The 23,019-nt window shown below is 74.4% G+C and carries 19 protein-coding genes; 9 read left to right on the top strand and 10 right to left on the bottom strand.

Annotation, left to right across the window (positions count from 1 at the left end; genetic code table 11):
- Positions 1 to 34 precede the first annotated feature (34 nt).
- Positions 35 to 763 carry a thioesterase II family protein gene (locus ACFV18_RS04315; protein ID WP_380479029.1) on the top strand — a complete coding sequence of 243 codons (729 nt, stop codon included), beginning with the start codon at positions 35 to 37 and terminating at the stop codon, positions 761 to 763.
- A gap of 108 nt (positions 764 to 871) precedes the next feature.
- Here the strand turns inward: ACFV18_RS04315 and ACFV18_RS04310 are convergent, their stop codons facing one another.
- Complete coding sequence (locus ACFV18_RS04310) at positions 872 to 1,906, bottom strand: acyl-CoA dehydrogenase family protein (protein ID WP_380479027.1); 1,035 nt, start codon at positions 1,904 to 1,906, stop codon at positions 872 to 874.
- Positions 1,906 to 3,009 (bottom strand): acyl-CoA dehydrogenase family protein, encoded by a 1,104-nt coding sequence (locus tag ACFV18_RS04305; RefSeq protein WP_380479025.1) that lies wholly within the window; start codon positions 3,007 to 3,009, stop codon positions 1,906 to 1,908. Before ACFV18_RS04305 ends, ACFV18_RS04310 begins: the two co-directional genes overlap by 1 nt.
- 207 nt (positions 3,010 to 3,216) lie before the next feature.
- Between ACFV18_RS04305 and ACFV18_RS04300 the strand changes: the two genes are divergently transcribed.
- Genes ACFV18_RS04300 through ACFV18_RS04290 form a run of 3 tightly spaced genes read left to right on the top strand, consistent with a single transcriptional unit; the run spans position 3,217 to position 11,098 of the window.
- A complete protein-coding gene (locus ACFV18_RS04300) occupies positions 3,217 to 6,519 on the top strand; it encodes an amino acid adenylation domain-containing protein (RefSeq protein ID WP_380479024.1) in 3,303 nt (1,100 codons plus the stop codon).
- Positions 6,519 to 7,277 (top strand): thioesterase II family protein, encoded by a 759-nt coding sequence (locus ACFV18_RS04295; protein WP_380479022.1) that lies wholly within the window; start codon positions 6,519 to 6,521, stop codon positions 7,275 to 7,277. Before ACFV18_RS04300 ends, ACFV18_RS04295 begins: the two co-directional genes overlap by 1 nt.
- 11 nt (positions 7,278 to 7,288) lie before the next feature.
- The gene (locus tag ACFV18_RS04290) at positions 7,289 to 11,098 is read left to right on the top strand and encodes an SDR family NAD(P)-dependent oxidoreductase (protein ID WP_380479020.1); all 3,810 of its coding nucleotides are present in this window, start codon (positions 7,289 to 7,291) and stop codon (positions 11,096 to 11,098) included.
- Positions 11,099 to 11,824: 726 nt separating this feature from the next.
- On the opposite strand, the gene ACFV18_RS04285 is transcribed toward ACFV18_RS04290, so the two are convergent.
- From ACFV18_RS04285 to ACFV18_RS04250, 8 genes are read right to left on the bottom strand one after another with little or no spacing between them, the layout of a single operon-like run.
- Positions 11,825 to 12,589 (bottom strand): thioesterase II family protein, encoded by a 765-nt coding sequence (locus tag ACFV18_RS04285; RefSeq protein ID WP_380479018.1) that lies wholly within the window; start codon positions 12,587 to 12,589, stop codon positions 11,825 to 11,827.
- Positions 12,586 to 13,872, bottom strand: a complete 1,287-nt coding sequence (locus tag ACFV18_RS04280; protein WP_380479016.1) for a cytochrome P450 — start codon at positions 13,870 to 13,872, stop codon at positions 12,586 to 12,588. The genes ACFV18_RS04285 and ACFV18_RS04280 overlap by 4 nt, the downstream gene beginning before the upstream one ends.
- Before the next feature lies 1 nt (position 13,873).
- Positions 13,874 to 14,122, bottom strand: a complete 249-nt coding sequence (locus ACFV18_RS04275) for a phosphopantetheine-binding protein (protein ID WP_380479014.1) — start codon at positions 14,120 to 14,122, stop codon at positions 13,874 to 13,876.
- A 59-nt stretch (positions 14,123 to 14,181) separates the two neighbouring features.
- A complete protein-coding gene (locus ACFV18_RS04270) occupies positions 14,182 to 15,135 on the bottom strand; it encodes a transketolase family protein (RefSeq protein WP_380479012.1) in 954 nt (317 codons plus the stop codon).
- Positions 15,132 to 15,911: a transketolase gene (locus ACFV18_RS04265; RefSeq protein ID WP_380479010.1), complete on the bottom strand. Its 780-nt coding sequence runs from the start codon at positions 15,909 to 15,911 to the stop codon at positions 15,132 to 15,134. The genes ACFV18_RS04270 and ACFV18_RS04265 overlap by 4 nt, the downstream gene beginning before the upstream one ends.
- Entirely contained in the window at positions 15,908 to 17,206 is a 1,299-nt protein-coding gene (locus ACFV18_RS04260) for a DegT/DnrJ/EryC1/StrS family aminotransferase (protein ID WP_380479008.1), read from the bottom strand. The genes ACFV18_RS04265 and ACFV18_RS04260 overlap by 4 nt, the downstream gene beginning before the upstream one ends.
- Positions 17,203 to 18,213, bottom strand: coding sequence for a BtrH N-terminal domain-containing protein (locus ACFV18_RS04255; protein ID WP_380479006.1), 1,011 nt, complete (start codon positions 18,211 to 18,213; stop codon positions 17,203 to 17,205). Before ACFV18_RS04255 ends, ACFV18_RS04260 begins: the two co-directional genes overlap by 4 nt.
- Positions 18,210 to 18,620, bottom strand: coding sequence for a hypothetical protein (locus ACFV18_RS04250; protein ID WP_380479004.1), 411 nt, complete (start codon positions 18,618 to 18,620; stop codon positions 18,210 to 18,212). The genes ACFV18_RS04255 and ACFV18_RS04250 overlap by 4 nt, the downstream gene beginning before the upstream one ends.
- Positions 18,621 to 19,019: 399 nt before the next feature.
- Here ACFV18_RS04250 and ACFV18_RS04245 point away from each other — a divergent pair, with 399 nt between their 5' ends.
- From ACFV18_RS04245 to ACFV18_RS04225, 5 genes are read left to right on the top strand one after another with little or no spacing between them, the layout of a single operon-like run.
- Complete coding sequence (locus ACFV18_RS04245; RefSeq protein WP_380479003.1) at positions 19,020 to 19,196, top strand: lysine biosynthesis protein LysW; 177 nt, start codon at positions 19,020 to 19,022, stop codon at positions 19,194 to 19,196.
- A 45-nt stretch (positions 19,197 to 19,241) separates the two neighbouring features.
- Complete coding sequence (locus ACFV18_RS04240; protein ID WP_380479001.1) at positions 19,242 to 20,090, top strand: RimK family alpha-L-glutamate ligase; 849 nt, start codon at positions 19,242 to 19,244, stop codon at positions 20,088 to 20,090.
- Positions 20,087 to 21,067, top strand: coding sequence for an N-acetyl-gamma-glutamyl-phosphate reductase (gene argC / locus ACFV18_RS04235; protein ID WP_380478999.1), 981 nt, complete (start codon positions 20,087 to 20,089; stop codon positions 21,065 to 21,067). Before ACFV18_RS04240 ends, argC begins: the two co-directional genes overlap by 4 nt.
- A 16-nt stretch (positions 21,068 to 21,083) precedes the next feature.
- Entirely contained in the window at positions 21,084 to 21,914 is an 831-nt protein-coding gene (locus tag ACFV18_RS04230; protein WP_380478997.1) for a [LysW]-aminoadipate kinase, read from the top strand.
- Entirely contained in the window at positions 21,911 to 23,014 is a 1,104-nt protein-coding gene (locus ACFV18_RS04225; protein ID WP_380478995.1) for a [LysW]-lysine hydrolase, read from the top strand. Before ACFV18_RS04230 ends, ACFV18_RS04225 begins: the two co-directional genes overlap by 4 nt.
- The last annotated feature ends 5 nt before the right edge of the window (positions 23,015 to 23,019 follow it).

Here is a 23,019-nt window from a genome sequence, read left to right as displayed (position 1 = left end):
GCTGATGTTGAGTCGAATCGCTACCATCGTGGGCATGCCGATTCCGAAGTGGTTCCTGCGGGCGCCCGCGCCCGACGCCGAATTCCGGCTGTTCCTCTTCCCCTATTCGGGGTGCGGTGCCTCGATGTTCCTGAAATGGCCGGAGCGGATCGGTGGGGTCGAACTCCTCCCGCTCCAGCTGCCCGGCCGGGAGAACCGGATGCGCGAGCCGCATTTCGGTACCTACGAAAACCTCGCGGTCGATCTGGTGGACGGGATCTCCGACTACCTGGACCGGCCGTACGGGGTGTTCGGGCACTGCGGCGGCGCGCTGCCCGCCTTCGAGAGCGTGCTGCGGGTGCAGGAACTGGGCCTGCGCCCACCGGCCCGGTGCTTCCTCTCCTCCCAGGTCGCCCCGCAGGACGGACCGTACGGGCGGTTCCTCGGGCTGTCCGAGGAGGAGCTGCGCGACGAACTGCGCGGGCTGTTCGGCGCGCTGGGCTCGGCGAACCCGCCGGCCGACCTGGTCGACCTCTTCATGGAGGTGATGACCGCCGACGTGGAGGCCAACCGGCGCTACCGCAAGCCGGCCGCCGGCCGGGCCCCCTGCCCGCTCACCGCGATCGGCTGGGACGCCGACGTGGAGGTGCCGTACCGGCTGATGGACGGCTGGGCGAAGTGGGCGCCGACCGAGGACGTCCTCCTGCCGGGCACCCACTACACCTTCCTCGACCCGCCGGCCGCCCTGCTGGAGCGGCTGCACGCCGACCTGACGGCCGGCTGAGCGCCCGGCCGCCAGGGTCTGTCCGGCCGGTCCTGCCGGGCGCGCGACGCCGGATCATCCCGCTGGACCGACCGGACAGACCCTGGGCGCATTCGCCGGGCCGGGTGCTCAGCCGGTCAGGCCGGGCGCGGCCCGCCCCGCCGCCAGGTGCGCCCGGCCGGCCTCCGCCCAGAGCCGGGCGGGCGGACCCATCCGGGTGGCCTCCAGCGAGGCCAGGCGGTACGCGGTCGCGGCGGTCGAGTGCGCCAGCATGCCGCGTGCGCCGTGCAGTTGGATGCACAGCCGGGTGGCCGTGAGGGCGTGTTCGGCCGCCGCGGCCAGCGCCTGCGCGGCCTCGCCGGTGCACGGCTCGCCCAGGTCGTGCCGCCAGGCGGCCTCGTGCACGAGCAGCCGCCACCCGTCCGCCAGGCCCACCAGCCGGGCCAGTCGGTGCGCCACCGTCTGCAGCTCGACCAGCGGGCGGCCGAACTGCGTCCGGCGGTTCACATGGGTGCGGGTGGCCGCCACCGCCCGGTCGGCCAGGCCGAGCAGGACGGCGGCCTGCCGGATGCGGGCCGCGTCCAGCTCGGAGCGGAGCAGTTCGTCCGGCACCTCGATCTCGGTGGCCCGGGTGCCGGCGAACCGCACCGTCCGGCCCGGAACGCCCAACAGGCTTCCGTCGCCGGCCGGTTCGTCCGCCGGGTCGGGCCGCACAACGTACCAGCGCGGGACGCCGCCGGGGGCCGTCGCGCGGACCACCGCCAGCGCCGGCTCGCCGGACGGCAGCGGCCCGCTCTCCCCCCACAGCCCGCCCGCCTGGTCGGCCCGCAGGGTGGGCCGGTCGTGCACCCCGATGGTCACCACGTGTGCGGCGCCTTTGAGCACCTGTTCCAGCAGGCCGTCGGGCAGCTGCTCGGCAGTCAGCAGGCCGAGCGCGAACAGGGTCTCCCGCCCGGCCGGGAGCGGCTGGAGGTGGTGGCCGAGCCGGAGGTTGACGACCACGTCGGCGCCCAGCCCGAGGCCGTACCCGCCGAGCCGGGCCGGCAGGCTCAGCTCGGGCACGCCGATGGCGGCCAGTTCGGCGTACGGGTCGCCGGTGCGGCTGAGCGCGGCGTCCACGGCCTCGGCCAGTCGGCGCTGGACCGGATCCGTCCGAAGATCCATCAGTTGCCCCCCGTCTCCACGTCCTCGAGCAGCCGGGCACCGGTCACGATGTCCAGCAGAACCTCCGACGCGCCGCCGGAGATGGTCATCCCCGGGGCCTCCCGGTACGCGGCCTCCAGGACACCCTCGTCCCGGCCTGGGTCCAGCAGTGGTACCCCGATCACCTCCAGCGACCACCAGGAGATCGCCTGCGCGGTCTCACTGCAGTGCCACTTCGACATTGACGCGCGGGCGATGTCCGGCCGGTCCTCCTGGAGCTGCTGCATCGCCCGGCAGGTGAGCAGCCGGCCGGCGTCCAGCCGGGCCCGGTGCCGGGCCAGGTCGGCCAGCTCGGTGGAGTCGGGCTCGCGGCCGGCGTCGGTGAGGCGCTCGGCCGTCAGGTCGAGCCAGTGCCGGGCGCGGGCGTAGTAGTCGAGCCCGCTGCGCTCGGCGGCGAACATCCGGGTGATCAGCGACCAGCCCGCGCCCGGCGCACCGAGGAGTGCCTCCGGGCCGACCCGGACCTGGTCCAGGGTGACGTCGTGGAACTGCTCACCGGCCAGGGCGGCCATCGGCCGCACCGTCACCCCCGGCGCGTCCAGCGGCACCAGGAACAGCGTGAGGCCCTCGTAGCGGTTGAGTTCGTCGTCGGTGCGCACCACGCACAGCGCCAGGTCGGCGTAGCCGGTCTTCAGGTTGTACGTCTTGCGCCCGTCCAGCACCCAGCCGCCGCCCTGGTCCGGCTCCGCCCGGGCGGTGACGGACGCCAGGTCCGATCCGTGCTCGGGCTCGGTGAACAGGATGCAGGCCGCCAGCTCGCCGGAGGCCAGCCGGGGCAGCAGCTCGCGCTTCTGCTCCTCGCTGCCGGACTGCATGATGAGCGAGCCGACGATCTGCACCGATATGTAGTAGAGGCTCTGTGGCACCCCGTGCCGCACCAGCTCCTCCAGCAGGACCATCGTCTCGGTGAAGTCGCCGCCCCGGCCGCCGTGCTCCTCGGGCCAGGACGGGGCCAGCACCCCGGCCCGGCCGAGGTGGCGGTAGACCTCGCGCACGTCTCCGTCCATGCCGTCCTCGCGCGCCCGTAGTCGCTCCAGCAAACGGGCGGTATCCGCAGAGGTCAACAGGGTTTTCAGCTCTTCGCCGAAGTCAACAGCTCTACGGGTGATGCCAAAATCCATGGCTGTGATCCTTGTCGAGACTCGATGACCGCACTACTGTGTCACACGTTGACGACCCTGGATAGCAGAGCGCGTAATTCCCGCGATTAATTCGGACGGGTGGTCTCCCGCAGAGCCGTGGATGCCGCCCGGTGGACTGGGGGGCGAAATTTGAGTCAGCAGAGCGAGTTGCTCAGAAGGCTGCGCGGCATGCCGGCGGACCGCCGGGCGGAGTTGCTTTCCCGACTGGACGGAGTCTCACCCGGCGCTCGCACCGCGCCGCTGTCGTACCGGCAGGAGCAGCTCTGGCTGTTCGACAAGGTGTCGCCCAGCAGCAGGGCGTACGGGCTGGGGTTCGCGTTCCACCTGGACGGACCGCTGGACCGGGAGGCCCTCCGGCAGGCGCTGGACGACCTGCACGAGCGGCACAGTGTGCTGCGTTCGGTCTTCCCGCACGAGCACGAGGGCGGGGTACAGGTTGTGCAACAGGCGCGACCGGCCGTACTCTCCGAAGAACCTTGCACAGAAAATGAATTGACCCATCGTCTGCACCACCTGGTGGCCACCTCGCTGGCCACCGGGTTCGACCTGAACGCCGAGCCGCCGGTGCGCTGGCGGCTGCTGCGGGTGTCGGCCGACCGGCATGTGCTGGTCCTGGTCAGTCACCACCTGGTGATGGACGCCCGCTCGGCCGGCGTGCTGCTGGACGACCTGGCCGAGGCGTACCGCGCCCGGGCGGCCGGCGAGCCGTCCCGCCACCCGGCGCCGAGCCGCCACTTCGGCGAGTACGCGAGCGCCCAGCGGGAACGGACCGGAACTCCGCAGGCCCAGCGGGACGCGGAATTCTGGCAGCGTGCGCTGGCGGCCTGGGAAAACACCGAAATATCCGCCGACCATGCCCGGCCGCGGGTACTCGACCTGACCGCGGAAGTCGTCGAGGTGGCGGCTTCCGGTGAAATTCAGGCGAACGTGAGGAAACTCGCGGAAAATCTGGACGTATCCGAACGGGATGTTCTGCTGGGTGCATTCTTCGCGCTCGTCTCCCGGCACGTTTCGGCCACCGACCTGACCATCGGCCTGCCGTACCAGGCACTCGACGGGCTGCCCTCCGGGCTGCTGGTCGGCGACTGCGGAAACCTGCTGCCGCTGCGCGTCGAGCTGGACGAGCACGCCTCCTTCGCCGACACCGTCCGCCGGGTCGCCGCCCACCGGGCCGAGGCCGAGCAGCACGGGTCCCTGCCGTTCCGGCTGATCCTCGACGGGCTGCGGCTGGAGCCCGACCCGTCCCGGCTGCCGCTGGCCCAGCTGGGCTTCCAGACCGGCGCCGAAGCGATCGGCACCGCCACCGCCGGAGCGCTGCACCTGCGCGCGGAACAGATCGAGACCGGCGCGAGCGCCTTCGAACTCGCCCTGGAGACCCGGTTCGACGACCGGGACCCGGCCGTCCTGGTGCGCTACGCCACCGCGCTGTACGAGCAGAGCACCGCGCGCCGGCTCGCCGAACGCTACCTGGCGCTGCTCGCCGAGGGCTGCGCCGTCCCGGACCGGCGGCTCGGCCGGCTCTCCGTCACCGCCGAGGAGGAACGCGAGCGGATCCTCGCGGAGTGGAACGCGCCGATCGGACACCGGCCGCCCGAACTGCTGCACCGGCGCTTCGCCGAGGTCGCCGCCGCCCACCCCGACCGGATCGCGCTGGGCGCCCGCGGCGGCGAGATCAGCTACCGGGAGCTGGACCACCGCACCAGCCGGCTGGCCCACCATCTCGTCGCACAGGGTGTCCGCCCCGGCGAATGCGTCCCGGTGCTGCTGCCGCGCGGCCCGGCCGCAGTGGAGGCGGTCCTCGCCGTCCTGAAGGCCGGCGCCGCCTATGTGCCGATCGACAGCGGCCAGCCCGCCGACCGGGTCCGCACCGTGCTCGCCGACTGCGGCGCCCGCACCGTGCTCGCCGACCCGCAGGCCGAACAGCTGAGCGGACTGCCCGGCCTCACCGTGATACCGGTGGACACCGACACCACGGGGCTGCCGGACACCCCGCCGGAGATCGACCTGGCGCCCGAGTCCCTGGCGTACGTGATCTACACCTCCGGCTCCACCGGCCGCCCCAAGGGCGTCCTGATCGAGCACCGCAACGCCACCGGCTTCATCCGCAACGTCCAGGAGATGTTCGGCCTCGGCCCCGAGGACCGGGTCCTGCAGTTCGCCTCCGTGGGCTTCGACGTGTCGGTGTTCGAGATCTTCGCCGCGCTGCTGTCCGGAGCCCGGCTGTACGTGGTGGACGACGAGGAACGGTCCTCGCTGGACACCGTCGACCGGCTGATGACCGAGCAGCGGATCACCGTGATCGACCTGCCGCCGGCCATCATGGAACTGCTCGCCCCCGAACGCTACGCCGACCTGCGGGTCGCCTTCGTCGGCGGCGAGGCGTTCTCCGGCGAGCTGACCACCCGCTGGGCCCGGCACTGCGCCTTCACCAACGGCTACGGCCCGACCGAGACCACGGTGACGGTGGTGGCCAAGCAGTGCGAGGGCCACTGGACCGGCTCGCCCCCGATGGGCCGGGCCATGACCAACCACCGCGCGTACGTCCTCGACGCCGAGCTGGGGCTGCTCCCGGCCGGAGCGGTCGGCGAACTGGCGGTGGCCGGCCTCGGCGTGGCCCGCGGCTACCTCGGCCGCCCCGACCTGACCGCCGAACGGTTCCGGCCCGACCCGTACGGGCCGCCCGGCTCCCGGATGTACCTGACCGGAGACCTGGCCGGCTGGCGCGCGGACGGCGACCTGGTCTTCCGCGGCCGGGCCGACCGGCAGGTCAAGGTCCGCGGGGTGCGGATCGAACTGGGCGACGTGGAAGCGGCGATCCAGTCGCTGCCCGAGGTGGCGAGGGCGGTCGCCGACGTCGCGGTCGACCCGCACCGAGGCACCCTGCTGGTCGCCTACGTGGTCGCCGCCGAAGGCGCCGACCTGAAGCTGGACGCCGTCCGCTCGGCGCTGGGCCACCGGCTGCCCCCGACCATGGTGCCCAGCGTGCTGGTCCCGGTCGACGAGGTGCCGCTCACCCGCAGCGGCAAGGTGGACCGGCGGGCACTGCCCGCGGTCGAGTTCGACGCACCGGACCTCCTCGGCACCGACGACCTCGCCGACGCCACCGCGACCGAACGCACCGTCGCCACCGAGGTGTTCGGCCCGCTGCTGGGCGCCCGGGTCGGCAAGCACGTCAACTTCTTCGCGCTCGGCGGCACCAGCCTCCAGGCGATCCGGATCGCCCCCCGGGTGAAGGCCGTCTTCGGCGTGGAGATCCCGATCTCCGAGTTCTTCGCCGCACCGACCGCCGCGGGGCTGGCCCGGATCATCGACGAGACACTCGCCCGGGAGGCCGAGCGCCGCGAACTGCTGGCGGCCGCCCTCGACCTGGTCGAGGGACTCGGCGACGAGGAGATCGCCGACCTGTCCCGCTCCCGGTTCGGGGACGAGTGATGGCGGGCGCCGTGTTCACCGCGGAGTCGCCGTGGATCCGGCGGGCCGCCCGGCCCGCCCCCTCGGTCCGGCTGATCTGCCTGCCCTACGCCGGCGGCGGCGCCTCGGTCTACCGGGACTGGCCCGAACTGCTGCCGCCGTCCGTCGAGGTCCTCGCTGTCCAACTGCCCGGCCGCGAGGACCGCTCCGCCGAGGACCCGCCGGCCGGCCTCAACCCGCTGGTCCGGGCCGCCGCCATCGCCCTGCGGCCGTTCTGCACCGACGAGTTCGTCCTCTACGGGCACTGCGCCGGCGGACTGCTGGCCTACGAACTGGCCCGCGAGCTCGGGCAGCGGCACGGCATCCGGCCGCGCCGGGTGATCGCCGCCGCCCAGCCCGCCCCGCAGTCCCCACCGCCCGCCCGCCCGCTGCACACCCTGCCGGACGCCGAACTCCTCGACACCGTCCGGGAACGCGGCGGACTGCCCGACGCGGTGCTGGCCAACCCGGCCATGGTGGAGTTCCTGCTGCCGCTGCTGCGCGCCGACTTCGCGCTCTGGGAGCAGTACCGGCACCGGCCCGGCGACCCGCTGCCCTGCCCCGTCACCACCCTGCGCGGCACCGAGGACACCGTGGTCGACCGCGCCGACCTGGCCGGCTGGGAGTCCTGCACCACCGCCGGACACAGCCACCACGAGGTGGACGGGGGCCACTACTTCGTCAACCGCCCGACCGAACGGACCCTCCAGGTGCTCGCCCGCACCGTGCTGACCGACTGAAAGGGCCCACCATGGCGTACCCCGCCGAGCCACCGCGGCCGACCGGCCCCGACCTGGCGGAACTCGGGCGGCTGGCCGCTGCCGTGCCCGGCGTCCGGGAAGCGGCGGCCGTCGCCGACCGCCGACTGCGCGCCGCACCCGCCGACCGGACCGCCGAATCACCGTCCCCGGTCCGGCCGCCCGCCGCCCGGCCGATCCCCGGCGACCGGCTCGCCCTCAGCACCGGCGGGCCCCTCGCGCTCCCGCCGGACGCACCCACCACCCTCACCGCGGCGCTGATCCGGGCCGCCGAGACGGCGCCGCAACGCGGCACGCTCTTCCTGCTGCCCGACGGCAGCACCGACCGGCAGAGCTACGCCGCCCTGCTGCACGAGGCCCGCTGCCTGCTGACCGGCCTGCGGCAGCGCGGACTGCAACCCGGCGAGGCCGTGCTGCTGCACTGCGCCGACAGCCGGGCCTTCCTCACCGGCTTCTGGGCCTGCGTACTCGGCGGACTGGTCCCCACCCCGGTCGGGCCCGCACCCGACTACACCGCCGAGAACGCCGTCACCCGCCGGCTGCGCTCGGCCTGGGAACTGCTGGAGCGGCCGCTGATCCTCACCGACGACGCCCTGCGCGACCCGACCGCCGGCCTCGCGGGGCTCTGGGGCACCGCCGACGGCCCCCGGGTCGCCTCGGTGCGCGAACTGACCGCCGCCGACCCCGCGGACCCGCTGCCCGACGACCCGGACCGCCCGGCCCTGCACCTGCTCACCTCGGGCTCCACCGGAGCGCCCAAGTGCGTCCGGCACGCCCACCGGTCGATCACCGCCCGCAGCCACGCCGTGATCGCCGCCAACGGCTTCACCGAGCACGAGGTGACACTCAACTTCATGCCGCTCGACCACGTCGGCGGCATCGTCATGTCCAACGTCCGGGACGTCTTCCTGCGCTGCGAACACGTCAACGCCCGCACCGAGGACTTCGTCCGGCGGCCGGTCGCCCTGCTCGACTGGATCGACCGCTACCGGATCACCAACACCTGGGCCCCCAACTTCGCGTTCGCACTGGTCAACAAGCACGCGGAGGAGATCGCCGCAGGCCACTGGGACCTCTCCACCGCCCGCCACCTGTGCAACGCCGGCGAGGCAGTGGTGGCCCGCACCGCGCGGCGCTTCCTCCAGCAGCTCGCACCGCACGGCCTGCCCACCGACGCGATGGTGCCCTGCTGGGGCATGTCCGAGACCTCCTCCGGCGTCACCTACTCGGTGCTGCACGCCGAGGACCCCGCCGTCGGCACCGTCTCGCTCGACCCCGACACCCTCGACGGGCAGCTCGGCGCCGTCCCCTACGGCACGCCCAGGTCGGTGGCGCTGACCGAGGTCGGCCCGCCGATCCCCGGAGTGGCACTGCGGATCGTCGACGAAAAGGGCGCGCTGCTCCCCGAGGGACGGATCGGCCGCCTCCACGTGGGCGGCGACACCCTGCTGCGCGAGTACTACCGCAACCCCGCCGCCAACGCGGCGAGCTTCGCTGCGGACGGCTGGTTCGACACCGGCGACCTCGGCTTCCTGCGCGACGGACGGCTCACCCTGACCGGGCGCGAGAAGGACATGGTGATCGTCAACGGGGCCAACTACCCGGTCTCCGACGCCGAGGCCGTGATCGAGCAGGTACCCGGGGTGCGGCCCGCCTGCGCCGCGGTCTGCGGAATCCACGACGAGGAGGCGGGCACCGACGCGGTGCTGGTGTTCTTCGTCCCCGCCGAGGAGGCCGCCGGCGACCTGGACGGCGCCGTCGCCGCCGTGCGCACCGCGCTCGCCCGCGAACTGGCGCTGCGCCCGGCGGCGGTGGTGCCGGTCAGCGCCGAGGAGTTCCCGCGCACCGCCAGCGGGAAGATCCAGCGCGGGCAGCTCGCCGAGCAGTACCTCGCCGGACGCTTCGCCGACCGGCAGTACGACCGGCAGCACGGCCGGGGACCGGAAACCGCCGAAGGCCCGCAGCAGGCCGGCCCCGGCCGGGTCCTGGAACGCGTCTGGGAGACGCTCGGCCCGGCCCGCGACACCGAGCCCGGCCGGGGCCCGGTCCTGCTGCTCGCCAGGCCCGGCAGCGCACTGCCCGCCGCACTCGCCGCCCTGCTGCCGGCCGGCGAGCTGCACACCATCACCCTCCCCGGCACCGAGGCCGGCTTCGAGCCGGAACTCGCCCGCCTCGCCGCCCTCGGCCCCGACCCCCGGGTGATCTGTGCCTGGGAGGCCGAGTCCGGGCCCGAGCCCGACCCCGCCGCGCGCTCCGTCCGGCTGCTGGACACCCTCGCGGCCCTCGCCCGGACCCTGCCCGCCGCCGAGGTCACCGTGCTCACCCGGGGAGCGCTCGGCGTCCACGCCGAGGACCCCGTCGACCCGGGCAGCGCCGCACTCGCCGGCCTGGTGCGCACCGCGGCGGCCGAGGGCACGGTCGGCGCGATCCGGCTGGTCGACCTGGCGCCCGCGGCCGACGCCGAGGAAGCGGCCCGGTCCGCGCTGGCCGGCCACCCGGCCGACCTGGTGGCCGTCCGGGACGCCGTCGCCCACACCCCACGGCTACGGCTGGCCGACCTCCCCGACACCCGGTCGGTGCCGCCGCAGGCGCTGCGGCCCGGCGGCCGCTGCCTGCTCGCGGGCGGGCTCGGCGGAATCGGCCGGCACGTCGCCGAGTACCTGCTCGCCGCGCTCGGCGCGCGGCTGCTGATCACCGGCCGCACCCCCGAGGACCGGCTCGCCGCAGAACCGGCCGCCGTCCTGGCCGACCTGCGGACCCTCGGCGAGGTGCGCTACGCGGCCGCCGACATCGGCGACCCGGAGGCCCTCGGCCGGGCCGTCACCGAGGCCGAGGCCGACTGGGGCCGCCCGCTGGACCTGGTGGTGCACACCGCCGGCGCGTCCGTCACCCCGCAGTGGCAGGACCTGTCCGGCCACGAGCTGCGCCGGGAGAACCCGCAGTGGCTGCGCGGGATGCTGCACGCGAAACTGGCCGGCGGCGCCGCCCTGGAACAACTGCTCGCCACCCGACCGGACACCGGTGTGGTGCTGTTCTCCTCGGTCAACGGACTGCTCGGCGGCAGCACCTACGGGGCCTACTCGGCCGCCAACGCGGCCCTGGACGGCTACGCCCACCGCTGGGCGTCCGACGGCCGGTACGTCCGCTGCCTGGCCTGGAGCATGTGGGCGGAGACCGGCATGAACGCGGGCAGCCCGCTGGTCGCCGCCGCCGAGCGGCGCGGACTGCTGACCGTCGATCCGTCCGACGGACTGGCCCTGCTGCTCGGCGCGCTCAACCAGCCGCTGCCGTACCTGGTGCTCGGGGTCGATCCGGCCAACGCGCACCTGAAGGCGCAGCTGGCGGACGACCAGTTCGCGGGCAGCAGCACGGTGGTCGCCGTGGTGCCGGAGGCCACGGCCGAGCCGGCCGAGGTCCGGCGAGCGGTGGCGGCGGCGCTGGCCGGCCACGGCCGGCTGGTGCAGGTACTGGTGACACCGCGGATCGCCCGGGACGCCGCCGGCGCACCCGACCCCGCGCAGATCCTGGCCGGGCGGGACGGCGACCGGGCCGCCGCCCGGTACAGCGAACCCGAGGGCGAGACCGAGCAGGCCGTGGCCCGGGCCTTCGCCACCCACCTCGGCCACCGCCGGGTCGGCCGGGAGGACTCGCTGTTCACGCTCGGCGGCGACTCCATCCAGGTGCTCCAGGTCGCCGGCAGCCTGAGCGACCGCTTCGGCCACGAGCTGCCGGTGCCGCTGCTGTACCGGAACCCGACGGTGCGCGAACTCGCGGCGGCGATCGACGCGGCCGCTCGCGGCTGACCGTCCCTGGGCCCGCGCCACCCTGCGCGGGCCCCGAGACGGCGGCGGGTACCGAGACGACGGCTGGCGCCGATGCGGCGGCGGGCGTCGGCAGGACGTCTGGCGCCGATATGACGGCGGGCTCCGGCAGGGCGGCGGGCCCCGGCGCGGCGGCTGGTGCCGTCGTGAGGGCGGGTGCCGAGACGACGGCTGGCGCCGAGACGACGGCTGGCTCCGGCAGGACGGCGGGCCCCGGTACGGCGGCGGGTGCCGACGTGAGGGCGGGTGCCGATATGACGGCGGGTGCCGACGATACGACGGTGGGCCTCGGCAGGACGGCTGGCGCCGACGTGAGGGCGGGTGCCGGTATGGCGGCGGGCCCCGGCATGAGGGCGGACCCCGGCACGAGGTGGGTGCCGACATGAGGGCGGGCCCCGGTATGGCGGCGGGTGCTGACATGACGGCGGGCCCGGTACGCGGCGGGTGCCGATGGGCGAGGCCTCGGTGCGGCGGCTGGCGCCGACGTGAGGGCGGGTGCCGGTATGGCGGTGGGCCCCGGCATGAGGGCGGACCACGGCACGAGGTGGGTGCCGATATGAGGGCGGGCCCCGGTATGGCGGCGGGTGCTGACATGACGGCGGGCCCCGGTACGCGGCGGGTGCCGATGGGCGGGCCCCGGTGCGGCGGCTGGCGCCAGCACGACTGCGGGCCGGGACGGTGATCCGTCCCGGCCCGCAGTCGGGTTCGTCAGCCCAGCGCCGCGACCGCGTTCAGCACCTCGGCCGCCACCTCGTTCCGGTGATCGGTCAGGAAGAAGTGCCCGCCCGGCCGGACCGACAGCTCGAAGCGGTTCTCGGTCATCGCCCCCCAGCCCCGCATGTCCGCCGGCGTGACCTCGGGATCGCGGGATCCGCACCAGGCCCGCACCGGGCAGGAGAGTGCCGGGCCCGGGCTGTATCGGTAGCCCTCGATCATCGCGAAGTCGGCCCGCATCATCGGGATCAGCACATCCAGCAGCTCCTCGTGGGCCAGCACCTCGTCCGGCGCTGCACCGTACTCCCGCAGCATCTCGACGAACTCGCCGCGGGGGAGCGTGGAGACCGGTGAGAGCGGACGCGTCAGCACGGGCGACGGCCGTCCACTGACCGTCAGGAATTCCGCCGGGCGGCCCAGCCGCTCCAACCTGCGGGCCACCTCGAAGGCGGTGATCGCCCCCATGCTGTGGCCGAGCAGCAGGATCCGGTTGCCCGAGCCGGCGATCAGCGCCGCCACCTCCTCGGCCATCGCGGTGATGCTCTCCGCGCCCGGCTCGGACATCCGCGCGCCCCGCCCGGGCGGCTGCACCGGGACGAGCTCGACCACGTCACCGGCGAAGGCGGCCGCCCACGAGGCGTAGTAGGCGGCGGTGCCGCCGGCGAACGGGAAGCAGAAGAGGCTGAACTCGGCCCGGGCCGAGCGGAAGCGGTCGTCGAACCAGGACCCGGCCCGCGCCCGGGCGGGGGAAGCCGTCACGCGCCCGCCCCCGCCAGCTTCCGGTCGGTCAGGCCGGCCCGTGGGGTCAGCCGGACCGGCATGTTCTTGTAGCCCGCCACGAAGTTCGACGCCAGGTGCCGGACCTCGCCGGCCGGCTCCACCGCCTCCACCAGCTCCAGCAGCTCGTCCAGCAGCAGCTGAAGGCCCAGGGTGGCCAGGCCTGAGCCGATGCAGTAGTGCGGCCCCACCCCGAAGGCCAGGTGCTTGTTGTTCTGGCGGGTCCCGTCGAACTCGTACGGCCGCTCGAAGACCCGCTCATCCCGGTTGGCCGAACCCAGCCAGACGCTGACCGGCTCGCCCGCGCGCACGGTCTTCCCGTGCAGTTCCACGTCCCGGACGGCGTAGCGCATGAAGTGGCTGGCCGGGGACGCCCAGCGCAGCGCCTCCTGGAGCAGCGGCCGGCGCAGCTCCGGGTCCGCGCGGGCCGCCCGGTACTGCTCCGGGTGGTGCGCCATCATCCGCACCATCGTCGCGGCCACGTGCGGGGTGGTGACGTTGGCGCCGAGCAGCAGGGCGTAGCAGTTGAGGATCAGCTGGCGCTCGGTCAGCTGTTCGCCGTCCACGTCCATCGCGCGCAGCACGCCGATCACGTCCGTCGCCTCCGTGCCGCCGGCGGCGCGGCTGCGCACCTCGGTCCGGAAGAAGTCGAACAGCTCGTGGTGGGCCAGGCGCAGCGTCGTTTTCGCGTCGCCGACCGCGTAGTCGGGATCGTCGTAGGCCACGGTCATCGTGGTCAGCTCGGACATCCGCCGCCAGTGCTCGCTGGGCAGGCCCATCAGCGTCCCGGTGAAGGCCATCGGGAACAGCAGTGCCGCCTGGGCGATGTCGAAGACCTCACCGTCCAGGGCCGGCCGCAGCAGGTCCCGGACGATGCGGCGCAGCGCGCCCTCCTGGGCCGCGATCGCCCGCGGGGTGAGCGCCCGGTTCACCGGCTCGCGCAGCTGGCGGTGCCGGGGCGGGTCGGTGTCCGGCATCATCTCGTCCGACGCGAAGTCGGGCATGCTCAGATCGACGATGCACAGCATGGTGCCGCGCCGCGAGGAGAAGGACTCGTGCTCGCGCAGCACCCGGGAGACGTCCTCGTACCGGGTCAGCACCCAGAACGGCTCGCGCCCGTCGGCGGGGTCGCAGTAGTACGCGGGGTCGCTCTCGCGCAGCTGCGCCCAGAGCGCGTGCGGGTCGGCGGTGGCGTACCAGGCCGAGTCCAGGAGGTCGGCGTCCTTGAAGTCCACCGGTGCGAACGGCGGCCGGGTGATCCGCATGTCAGGCTCCTTGGTCGGGTCGCGCGAGCAGGGCGTCCACCTCACGGGCGAGGTCGGCCACGGCGGTCGCCCGGTACAGGACCCGGGGCGGCAGCCGGATCCCGAGCTCGGCGTCGATGGCGTCGAGCAGTTCCATCGCCGTCAGCGAATTGCCGCCCAGTACGAAGAAGTCGTCGTCGCCGGACACCCGGTCGACGTCCAGCACCTGCCCGTACAGCCGGGCTATCCGTGCGCTGGTTCCCTCCGGCATTGCTCCCCCTTCAAATGTGCGGTTGTCTCGGAGTGCGGTGGTCTCGGAGTGCGGTTGTCTCAGGACGGGCGGTTGTCGAGGACCCGAAGGGCGGCCCGGCGGACCGCCTCGGCGCTGACGCCGGCCTCGGCGAGGGCGTCCCGGTGGCTGCGGACCACCCGGCCCACCGGCCCGCGCACGGCGACCCGCAGGTGCGGTGCCGGGCAGTGGGCCCCGAGCACCTCGGCGACCGCGTCGCCGAGCCCGCCGTGCGGGCGGTGCTCCTCGATGGTCACCAGCCCGCCGGTGGTGCGGGCGGCGTCCGTCACGGCGGCCTCGTCCAGCGGGTCGAGGGTGTGGATCTGCACCACCCGGCAGTCCACCCGGTCGGCTTGCAGCGCGCTCGCCGCCTCCTGCGCCAGCAGGACCGGCAGCGGGCCGGCCGCGAGCAGCGTCACGTCCGTGCCGGGCCGCAGGGTCACCGCCCGGCCCAGCTCGAAGGCGGGCGGCCCGGCGTGCACCGGCGCGGTCGCGGAGCGGCCGAGGCGGAGATAGGACGGGCCGGGCAGGTTGTGCAGCGCGCCGACGGCCGGGCCGATCTCGGCGGCGTCGGCGGGCACCACGATGGTCAGGTCCATCAGTGCCCGCGCCACCGCGAGGTCCTCCAGGCCGTAGTGGGTGGTGCCGAAGTGGGTGGCCGACAGGCCCGCATGGGTCGCCACCACCCGGACCGGCAGGCCGTTGCCGACGATGTCCAGCTTCAGCTGCTCGGCCGCGCGCAGGGTGGCGAAGCACGCCATGGTGTGCACGTAGGGCCGCAGGCCGCGGGCCGCCAGGCCGGCGGCGATGCCGAACATGTTGGCCTCGGCGATGCCGATGTTGAGGTAGCGCTCCGGGAACCGGGCGCCGAAGGAGTTCTCCAGGCCGCCGGTGTCGGAGTCCAGGCACACGATCCGCTCGTCCTCGGCGGCCAGGGAGAGCAGCGCCTCCCGGTACGCCTCCCGGGGAGCGCGGGTGTCGGCCGGGCTGCTCATGCGGGCCTCCGGGCGTCCAGCGCGGCCAGCGCGCGCTTCAGCAGCTCCGGCCGGAGCGTGACGTAGTGGCTCGACGTGCGGCCTTGGAGGAAGGGCACGCCCTTGCCCTTGACGGTCCGGGCGAGCACCATCACCGGGCGGTCGGCCGGCGTGGTCAGGGCGGTCCGCAGGGTGTCCAGGTCGTGGCCGTCCACCGGCCGCACCTCCCAGCCGAAGGCCTCGAAGCGGGCGTCCAGCGGCTCCAGCCCGACGGTGTCCTCGGTGTCGCCGGTCAGCTGGAGGCCGTTGCGGTCCACCACCGCGACCAGGCCGGGCGGGCGGCGGTGTCCGGCGTACATCGCCGCCTCCCACACCGAGCCCTCCTGGAGTTCGCCGTCGCCGAGCAGCACGTACACCCGGCCGTCGCCGCCGGTGAGCTGCTCGGCCAGGGCCAGCCCGATGCCCAGGCTCAGCCCGTGCCCGAGCGAGCCGGTCGGGAACTCCACGCCCGGCAGGCCGCGCGGCGGGTGCCCGAACAGCCGGCTGCCGGGGGTGGCGTAGTGGGCCAGCTCGGCCCGGTCGATCCGGCCGGTGGCGGCCAGCGCGGCGTACAGGGCGGGCGCGGCGTGGCCCTTGCCGAGCACGAAGGCGTCCCGCTCGCCGAGCACCTCGCCGTACAGCACGGCCAGCACGTCGGCGCAGGACAGGCTTCCGCCCAGGTGCGCCCCCTGCGGGCCGGCCGCCATTTCGACGATGTCGCGGCGCAGTTGACGGGCCAGTTCCGCCGCGGCGTTCACCGGGCCTCCCCGGCCAGCGCCCGGCGCCAGTCGTCCGAGGGCTGGGCGCGGACCATGTCACGGATCACCGGCAGGTGCTCCCAGACCTTCTCGAAGCCGCGCGCGTAGGCCTGGAGCACCGGCCCGGCGGCCGGGTTGAGCTGGCGGCGTTGCAAGCAGAGGGTGCCGTCGACGGTGGCGCCGGCCACCGGGAAGCGCTCGGCGATCTCGTCCACGCTCAGCCCGGCCGGCCGGAAGGCCGGGTGGGCCGGAAGCGGCGCGACCTGGTACTGCGACAGCGGCACGCCCTCGGCGCGCAGCGCCCGGTGCAGCACCCGCCGGACGGCGGCGGGCGCGACGCCGGGCAGGCCGAGCTTTGCCGGGACCAGACGCAGCCGCAGGATGTGCCAGGCGTGGGTCCGGTCGGCCGGCACCACCGGCACCCGCAGGCCCGGCAGTTCGGCCAGCCGGCCCAGGAACGCGCCGACCACCCGGTCGCGTTCCTTGGTCTGCTCCGGCAGCCGCTCCAGCTGGCAGCGGGTGAACGCGGCCTGCACCGGGCCGAGCCGGGCGTTGCCGCCGGGCCCGTGGGCGATATAGCTGCGGGTGCGCACCGGCGGACGCTCGCCGAAGTTCCGCAGGGCCAGTGCGGCCCGGTGCACCTCGTCCGAGTCGGTGGTGATCAGGCCGCCCTCGCCGCAGGTGGGCAGGTTCTTGCTGGGGTGCAGGCTGAAGCAGCCGGCCAGGCCGAGCGCTCCGGCCGCCCGGCCGCGGTAGCTCGCGCCGTGTGCCTGGGCGGCGTCCTCGACGACCGCCAGGCCGGGTGCGGCGGAGCGCAGCGCGTCCAGGTCGGCCGGAAGGCCGTGCAGGTGGACGGGGAGCAGGGCCGTGGTGCGTGCGGTGAGTGCCTCCGGCACCCGGGTCGGGTCGAGGGTGTAGGTGTCGGGGTCGATGTCGGCGAAGACCGGTTCGGCGCCGCACTGGCGGACGGCGTGCGCGGTGGCGTTCATGGTCAGGGCCGGCACCACCACCCGGTCGCCGGGGCGGACGCCGGCCGCGGCCAGCGCGACCTGTAGCGCCGCGGTGCCCGAGCCCACCGCGACGCAGTGCGCCACGCCCGCGTACTCGGCCCACTCGCGTTCCAGGGCCACGATCTCGGGCTCGCCCGCGGCGGTCGCGGTGAGCCGGCCGCTGCGCAGCACCCGCAGCACGGCCGCCTCCTCCGCCTCCGTGACGACCGGCCAGTCGGTGGCGGCGGGGTCGGTGGAGCCGGCGGGTACGGCGGGGGTCCCGCCCAGCATCGCGAGGCGGCTCATCGCGCCTCCTGGACGACGCTCTCCAGCCGTTGCAGGCTCTGCTCCCAGTGCACCAGCAGCTTCCTTCCCTGGTCGATGACGTGTGTGGTGCTCGGTCCGGCACCGAGCGCCGCGTGGGCGGCGCTGACGCGCAGTCCGGTCCAGCTGTGGGCGACCAGGTCCACCCAGCGGGCGGCCTCGGCCAGGTCGGGCCGCTCCAGCCGGGCGGCGGCGTCGGCCAGGAAGGTGGCGTGCAGCGCGGCCTCCGCCTGGGCGGGCCAGCCGAGCACGTAGTACTCCTGGAGCGCGGACGGCCCGAACTCCGCCGCGCGCTTGGGCAGTTCGTTCAGCATCCGGTCGAGGGCCGCCGGGCCGGAGCGGTCGCCGGGGGCCCGCATGGCGGCCAGGTTCTCCCGCAGCGTGTGCTCCACCCATGCTTCGGTGAGCTCGGGTTGGGGGCCGGTGGGGCGCACCTCCAGCCAGCGCAGCGCCGGGGAGCTGCCCGCGAAGAACGGGTCGCTCTCGTCGTCCACGGCCAGGGCCTGCCGGGCCAGTTCGAGGACCGCCCGGGGCAGCTCGCCACGGTAGGCGGGCGGCATCGGGTCGGCGATCCGGTAGACCTCGCGCCGCGGGTCGTAGCCGGTGACCACCAGCAGGTGGGCGGCGTGCACGTCGTGGTACGCGGGCCGGAACGGCAGGTGGTAGTTGTTCACCGCGACGATCGGCAGGATGCCGTCGGCCAGCGCGTCCAGCACCGCCCGGTGCGCGGACGCGGCGTCGGCGGGCCGGTGCCAGCGGAGCTCGACCGGGTGGTAGAGACAGAACTGCTCGCCGAGCCGTTCGCCGGCCGGATGGTAGTACTCGACCGACTCGACCGGCCCGGTGGGCGCGGTGAAACGCCAGCCGGAGGCCAGTGCGCGGACGGGATCCCAGCCGACCGACATCAGGACGTAGCCGATGTCCATCTGGAGGCAGCTGCACAGATCGTCGTACCAGGGGACCAGGGAACCCGGCGCGGGCGCGCTCACCGGACGGTCTCCACGGTGAGGGCGAACAGGTGCAGCGCCGGGTTGGCGGGCAGCCGCAGGGCGCGCAGCGGTGCGCGCCGGGTCACCGGGACCCGCAGTGCCCACAGCTGGCCGCCCAGGTTGCCCTGGCGGTGATGCGGATAGTGCATCGCGCCGGAGCGGGCCGCCAGCTGCTCGCCGAAGCGGGGGCGGGCGGGCCAGAAGTCGGAGACCCGGATCCACTCCGGGTCCACCGCCCCGCCGGCGTAGTGGACGTGCGCGATCTCCTCGCAGCGGCGTTCGGCGGTGGCGAGCAGGTGCAGCCAGTCCGCGGTGACCTCCGGGAGCGGCAGCAGCTGCCCCTCGCAGCGGACGTTGTCCGCTCCGGCCGGGGAGCGCCGGGGGGTGCTGAAAGGAACCCCGCCCACCGTGAATCGTTCAGCGGGGACGGTTTCCGCGGGCAAGCTGTTCCCCCAAATGTTCAGCCGGCCGTTGTGCAAAGTCTGCTCGTCGGTGAGGGCCGTATTGTTGAGAAGCGGTCCCAGGTCGACGGCCGTCATGCTGTGGGTTCGGATGGTTTCGTCCGGCAGAATTTGGCTCACTGCTTGACTCTCGTCGATTCAAGTGGAGTATCCGGCGTGCCATGGCGCTGAGCCCGGATGCTAGACGAGCCGGTCCGTGCGGCGCAAGGCTTGCCACGTGCTGGGGAGAGCCTTGACTGACTGTGGATCAGATGCTCTACTGGCGCAGTCCGTTGCACTGCACATGATCGTCAAATCACGTTTCGTTGCCGGGTGTTGGGGAACGGGACAGTTGGGGGAAGCGATATGGCCGAGTTGCTGGACAAGTGCCCGGAGTGCAGTTCCCCGGTCACTGTCGAAGACGGCGTTATGGTCGCCGAAATCATTGATTGTGCGGATTGTTCGACCGCCCTCGAGGTGGTATCCGCGAACCCCCTGATTCTTGCGCTCGCCCCGGAAATCGAAGAGGACTGGGGCGAGTAGGCAGGCCCTTCGTTCGTAAGCAGGCGTTCATTCAGGGGGGCCAGTTTGCGGTCAACGGATCCGCTCGTACTGATTGCCACGAGAATTCGCATCGAGGAACGTCAGCTGGTCGAGGCGCTGCGGCGGAGATCGATTCCGTACCTGCACGTCGACGACCGCACCCTGGTCTACCGGATCGGCGAGCCGCCGCCCGCGTGGCGGGTGGTGCTCAACCGGGCCCTGTCCGCCACCCGCAGGCTGGAGGCCAGCCGGTATTGCGAGACGGCGGGAATCCCGGTGGTCAACTCCACCGCCACCCTCGACCTGTGCGACAACAAGATCGCCTGTACCAGCGCGCTGCACCTCGCGGGCGTCGAGGTGCCGGCCACCGCGGTCGCACTCGATCCGGCGGCGGGCGCCCTCGCGGTCGAGCAGGTCGGCCTGCCCGCCGTGGTGAAGCCCGTGGTCGGCTCCTGGGGCCGGGGGATCGCCCGGGTCGACGGGCCGGACGCGGTCGATGCCGTCTTCACGCTGCGCGAGCAGCTGAGCTCGCCGGTCCAGAAGCTCGGCTACGCGCAGGAGTTCGTTCACGGCCGGGACCTGCGGGTGCTGGTCGTCGGCGGGCAGGCGGTCGCGGCGATCGAGCGCACCGGCGAGCACTGGGTGCGCAACACCGCCAGGGGCGCGCGGGCCACCGCGTGCCCGCTCGACCCCGAACTGGCCGCACTCGCCGAACGCGCCGCCAAGGCCGTGGGCGGCGGCATCCTCGGGGTGGACCTGCTGGAGACCCGGGCCGGCCGCAGGCTGGTGGTCGAGGTCAACGGCGGCGTCGAGTTCCACGGCCTGGCCGAGGCCCACCCAGGCCTCTCCATCGCCGACCTGATGATCGACTACGTGTTGGACAGGAACCCATGAAGGTGTCGGTCATCGGCGCCGCCGGCTACGTCGGCGGCGAGCTGGTACGTCTGGCCCTCGGCCACCCCGAGCTGGAGCTGGTGCAGGCGACGTCCCGTCGGCACGCCGGAAGCCCGCTCGGCGTCGTCCACCCCAACCTCCGTCACCACCGCACCCTGCGGTTCACCGAACCCGACCGGCTGGAACCCGTCGACGTGCTGTTCACCGCCCTGCCCAAGGGCGAGAGCAGCAAGCTCGCCGCCCGGCTCGCCGACCTCGCGCCCACCCTGGTCGACCTCGGCCAGGACCACCGCGAACCGGACGGCACCGAGGGCGGCGGCTACGTCACCGGGCTGCCCGAGCTGTACCGCGCCGAACTGGCCGGCGCGACCCGGATCGCCGTCCCCGGCTGCATGGCCACGGCGGCCGCCCTCGCCCTCAAGCCACTGGCGGAGGCCGGCCTGGTGGCGGGCGACGTGGTGGTGGACGCCCGGACCGGCTCCAGCGGCGCGGGCGCGACCCCCAGCGAGGCGAGCCACCACCCGGAACGCCAGCACGCCCTGCGGGTCTACAAGGCCACCGGGCACCGGCACGAGAAGGAGATCGCCCGGCTCTGCCGCACCCGGGTCCGGATGACGGTCACCGCCCTGCCTCTGGTCCGCGGCGTCCAGGTGATCCTGCACGTCCGGCCACCGCGGCCGGTCACCCGGGCGGAGATCTGGGAGACCTACCGACACCGGTACGACGAGGAGCCCTTCGTCCGGCTGATCGCCCGCCGCACCGGAGTCCACCGGCTGCCCGATCCGCAGTTCCTGACCGGCAGCAACTTCACCGACATCGGCTTCGACGTCGATCCCGACGGCCGGCGCGTGGTGGTCGTCGCGGCGCTCGACAACCTGGTGAAGGGCGCCGCGGGCGGAGCCGTGCAGAGCCTGAACGCCGCCGCCGGACTCGCCGAGACGACCGGGGTGGACTTCCCCGGCCTGCACCCGGTGTAACGGAGGGACGCGGACGATGGACGACATCCTGGTGGTGAAACTCGGCGGCGGCCTGCCCGCCGACCCGCTGCTGGACGAGATCGCCGAGCTGACCGCCGCCGCCACCCCGGTCGTCGTGGTGCACGGCGGCGGCGGCGAGGCGGACCGGCTGGCGGGCCAGCTCGGCCGGCCGGTGCGCACCCTCCTCTCGCCGGACGGCACCCGCAGCAGGCGCACCGACGAGGACGCGCTCGACGTGCTGGCCATGGCGCTGCTCGGCCGGGTCAAGCCCGCCCTGGTGCAGGGCCTGCGCTCGCGCGGGGTGCTGGCGGCCGGCCTGTCCGGCGCCGACGGCGGCCTGCTCACCGCCGAACGGCGGCCGGCGGTCCGCAGCGTCGAGAACGGCCGCACCCTGCTGGTCCGCGACGACCGCTCGGGCCGGATCACCGGCGCGCGCCCGGCCGTCCTGCGCGCCCTGCTCGGCGAGGGCATCGTGCCGGTGGTGTCCCCGCCGGCCGCCGACCCGAGCGGCCGACTGCTCAACGTGGACTCCGACCAGGCCGCCGCCGCGCTCGCGGGCGCGCTCGGCGCGGCCGCCCTGGTCCTGCTCACCGGCGTGCCCGGCGTGCTGCGCGACCCGGCCGACCCGGCCAGCGTGATCCCCGAGATCGACTGCGCGGCGCCCACCCTGGCCGAGGCCGGCGGCCGGATGCGGCACAAGGTGCGCGCCGCGGCCAGGGCCAGGCAGGCGGGCGTTCGGCGGGTGGTGATCGCCGCCGCGGCCGTACCGGGCCCGGTCGGCGCGGCCCTGCGCGGGAGCGGCACGGTCTTCACCACCCCGTCCGACCCGGAACGGAGACCGGCATGACCGCGCCCACCGACCAGCTCGTGGCGCTGCTGCGGGGCATGCTGTCGATCCCCTCGGTCTCCGGGCAGGAGGGCCGGCTCGCCGCCTTCCTCGCCGAACAGATGGCACGCCTGGGTATGGACACCCGGATCGACGCGGTGGGCAACGTGCACGGCGCGGCCGGCCCCCGCGACGCGCCCACCGTCCTGCTGCTCGGCCACATCGACACCGTCCCCGGCACCGTGCCGGTCTGCCGGGTCGGAGACCTGCTGTACGGCCGCGGCGCGGTCGACGCCAAGGGCCCGATGGCGGCCATGATCGCCGCGGCCGCCCGCGCCAGGACGGTCCGGGCCGTGGTGGTCGGCGCGGTCGGCGAGGAGGTGGCCGGCTCCCGGGGGGCCCGGCACGTGCTGCGCACCCTGCCCCGGCCCGACGCCGTGGTGATCGGCGAGCCGAGCGGCTGGGACGGGATCTGCCTGGGCTACAAGGGCCGGGTCGGCATCGAGTACCAGGTCAGCCGCCCGCCGATGCACACGAGCTGCCCCGAACCGACCGCGGTGGAGACCGCCGCCGCCTTCTGCGCCGAGGTCCGGGCCTACCTGCGCACGCAGTCCCGCGCCGCCGACCCGGTGGCCTTCGACGCCGCCACCGCCACCGTGGTCAGCCTGCACGGCGACCTCGGCACCGCCGAGGCCTTCCTGACCTGCCGGGTCCCCACCGGCTTCGACTTCGACGCCTTCGAGGAGCACCTGACGCGGCACAGCGCCGGCGGCAGGTTCCGCTTCGACGAACGGGTGCCCGCCGTCCGCAGACCGGCCAGCGACACCGTCGCCCGGGCGCTGCGGGCCGCGATCAAGGCACACGGCGGCGACCCGGCGCTGAAGCTCAAGGCCGGCACCTCGGACATGAACGTCGTCGAGCAGTGGGGCACCCCGATGGTCGCCTACGGCCCCGGCGACGCCCACCTGGACCACACCAGCGACGAGCACATCGCCATCGCCGAACTGTGCCGCTCGGCCGCCGTACTGGACACCGCGCTGGAACGGCTCGGTGCGCTGCTGAAGCGGCCCGGTACCGGCGGCGGGCGCACCCCGGTCGCGCTGGCCACCGGATCGGCCTGAGGAGG

The sequence above is a fragment of the Kitasatospora sp. NPDC059673 genome (assembly GCF_042734215.1).
Classification (GTDB): domain Bacteria; phylum Actinomycetota; class Actinomycetes; order Streptomycetales; family Streptomycetaceae; genus Kitasatospora.
The sequence above is the reverse complement of the archived record's forward strand: the minus strand, read 5'-3'. Positions and strand labels throughout refer to the sequence as shown.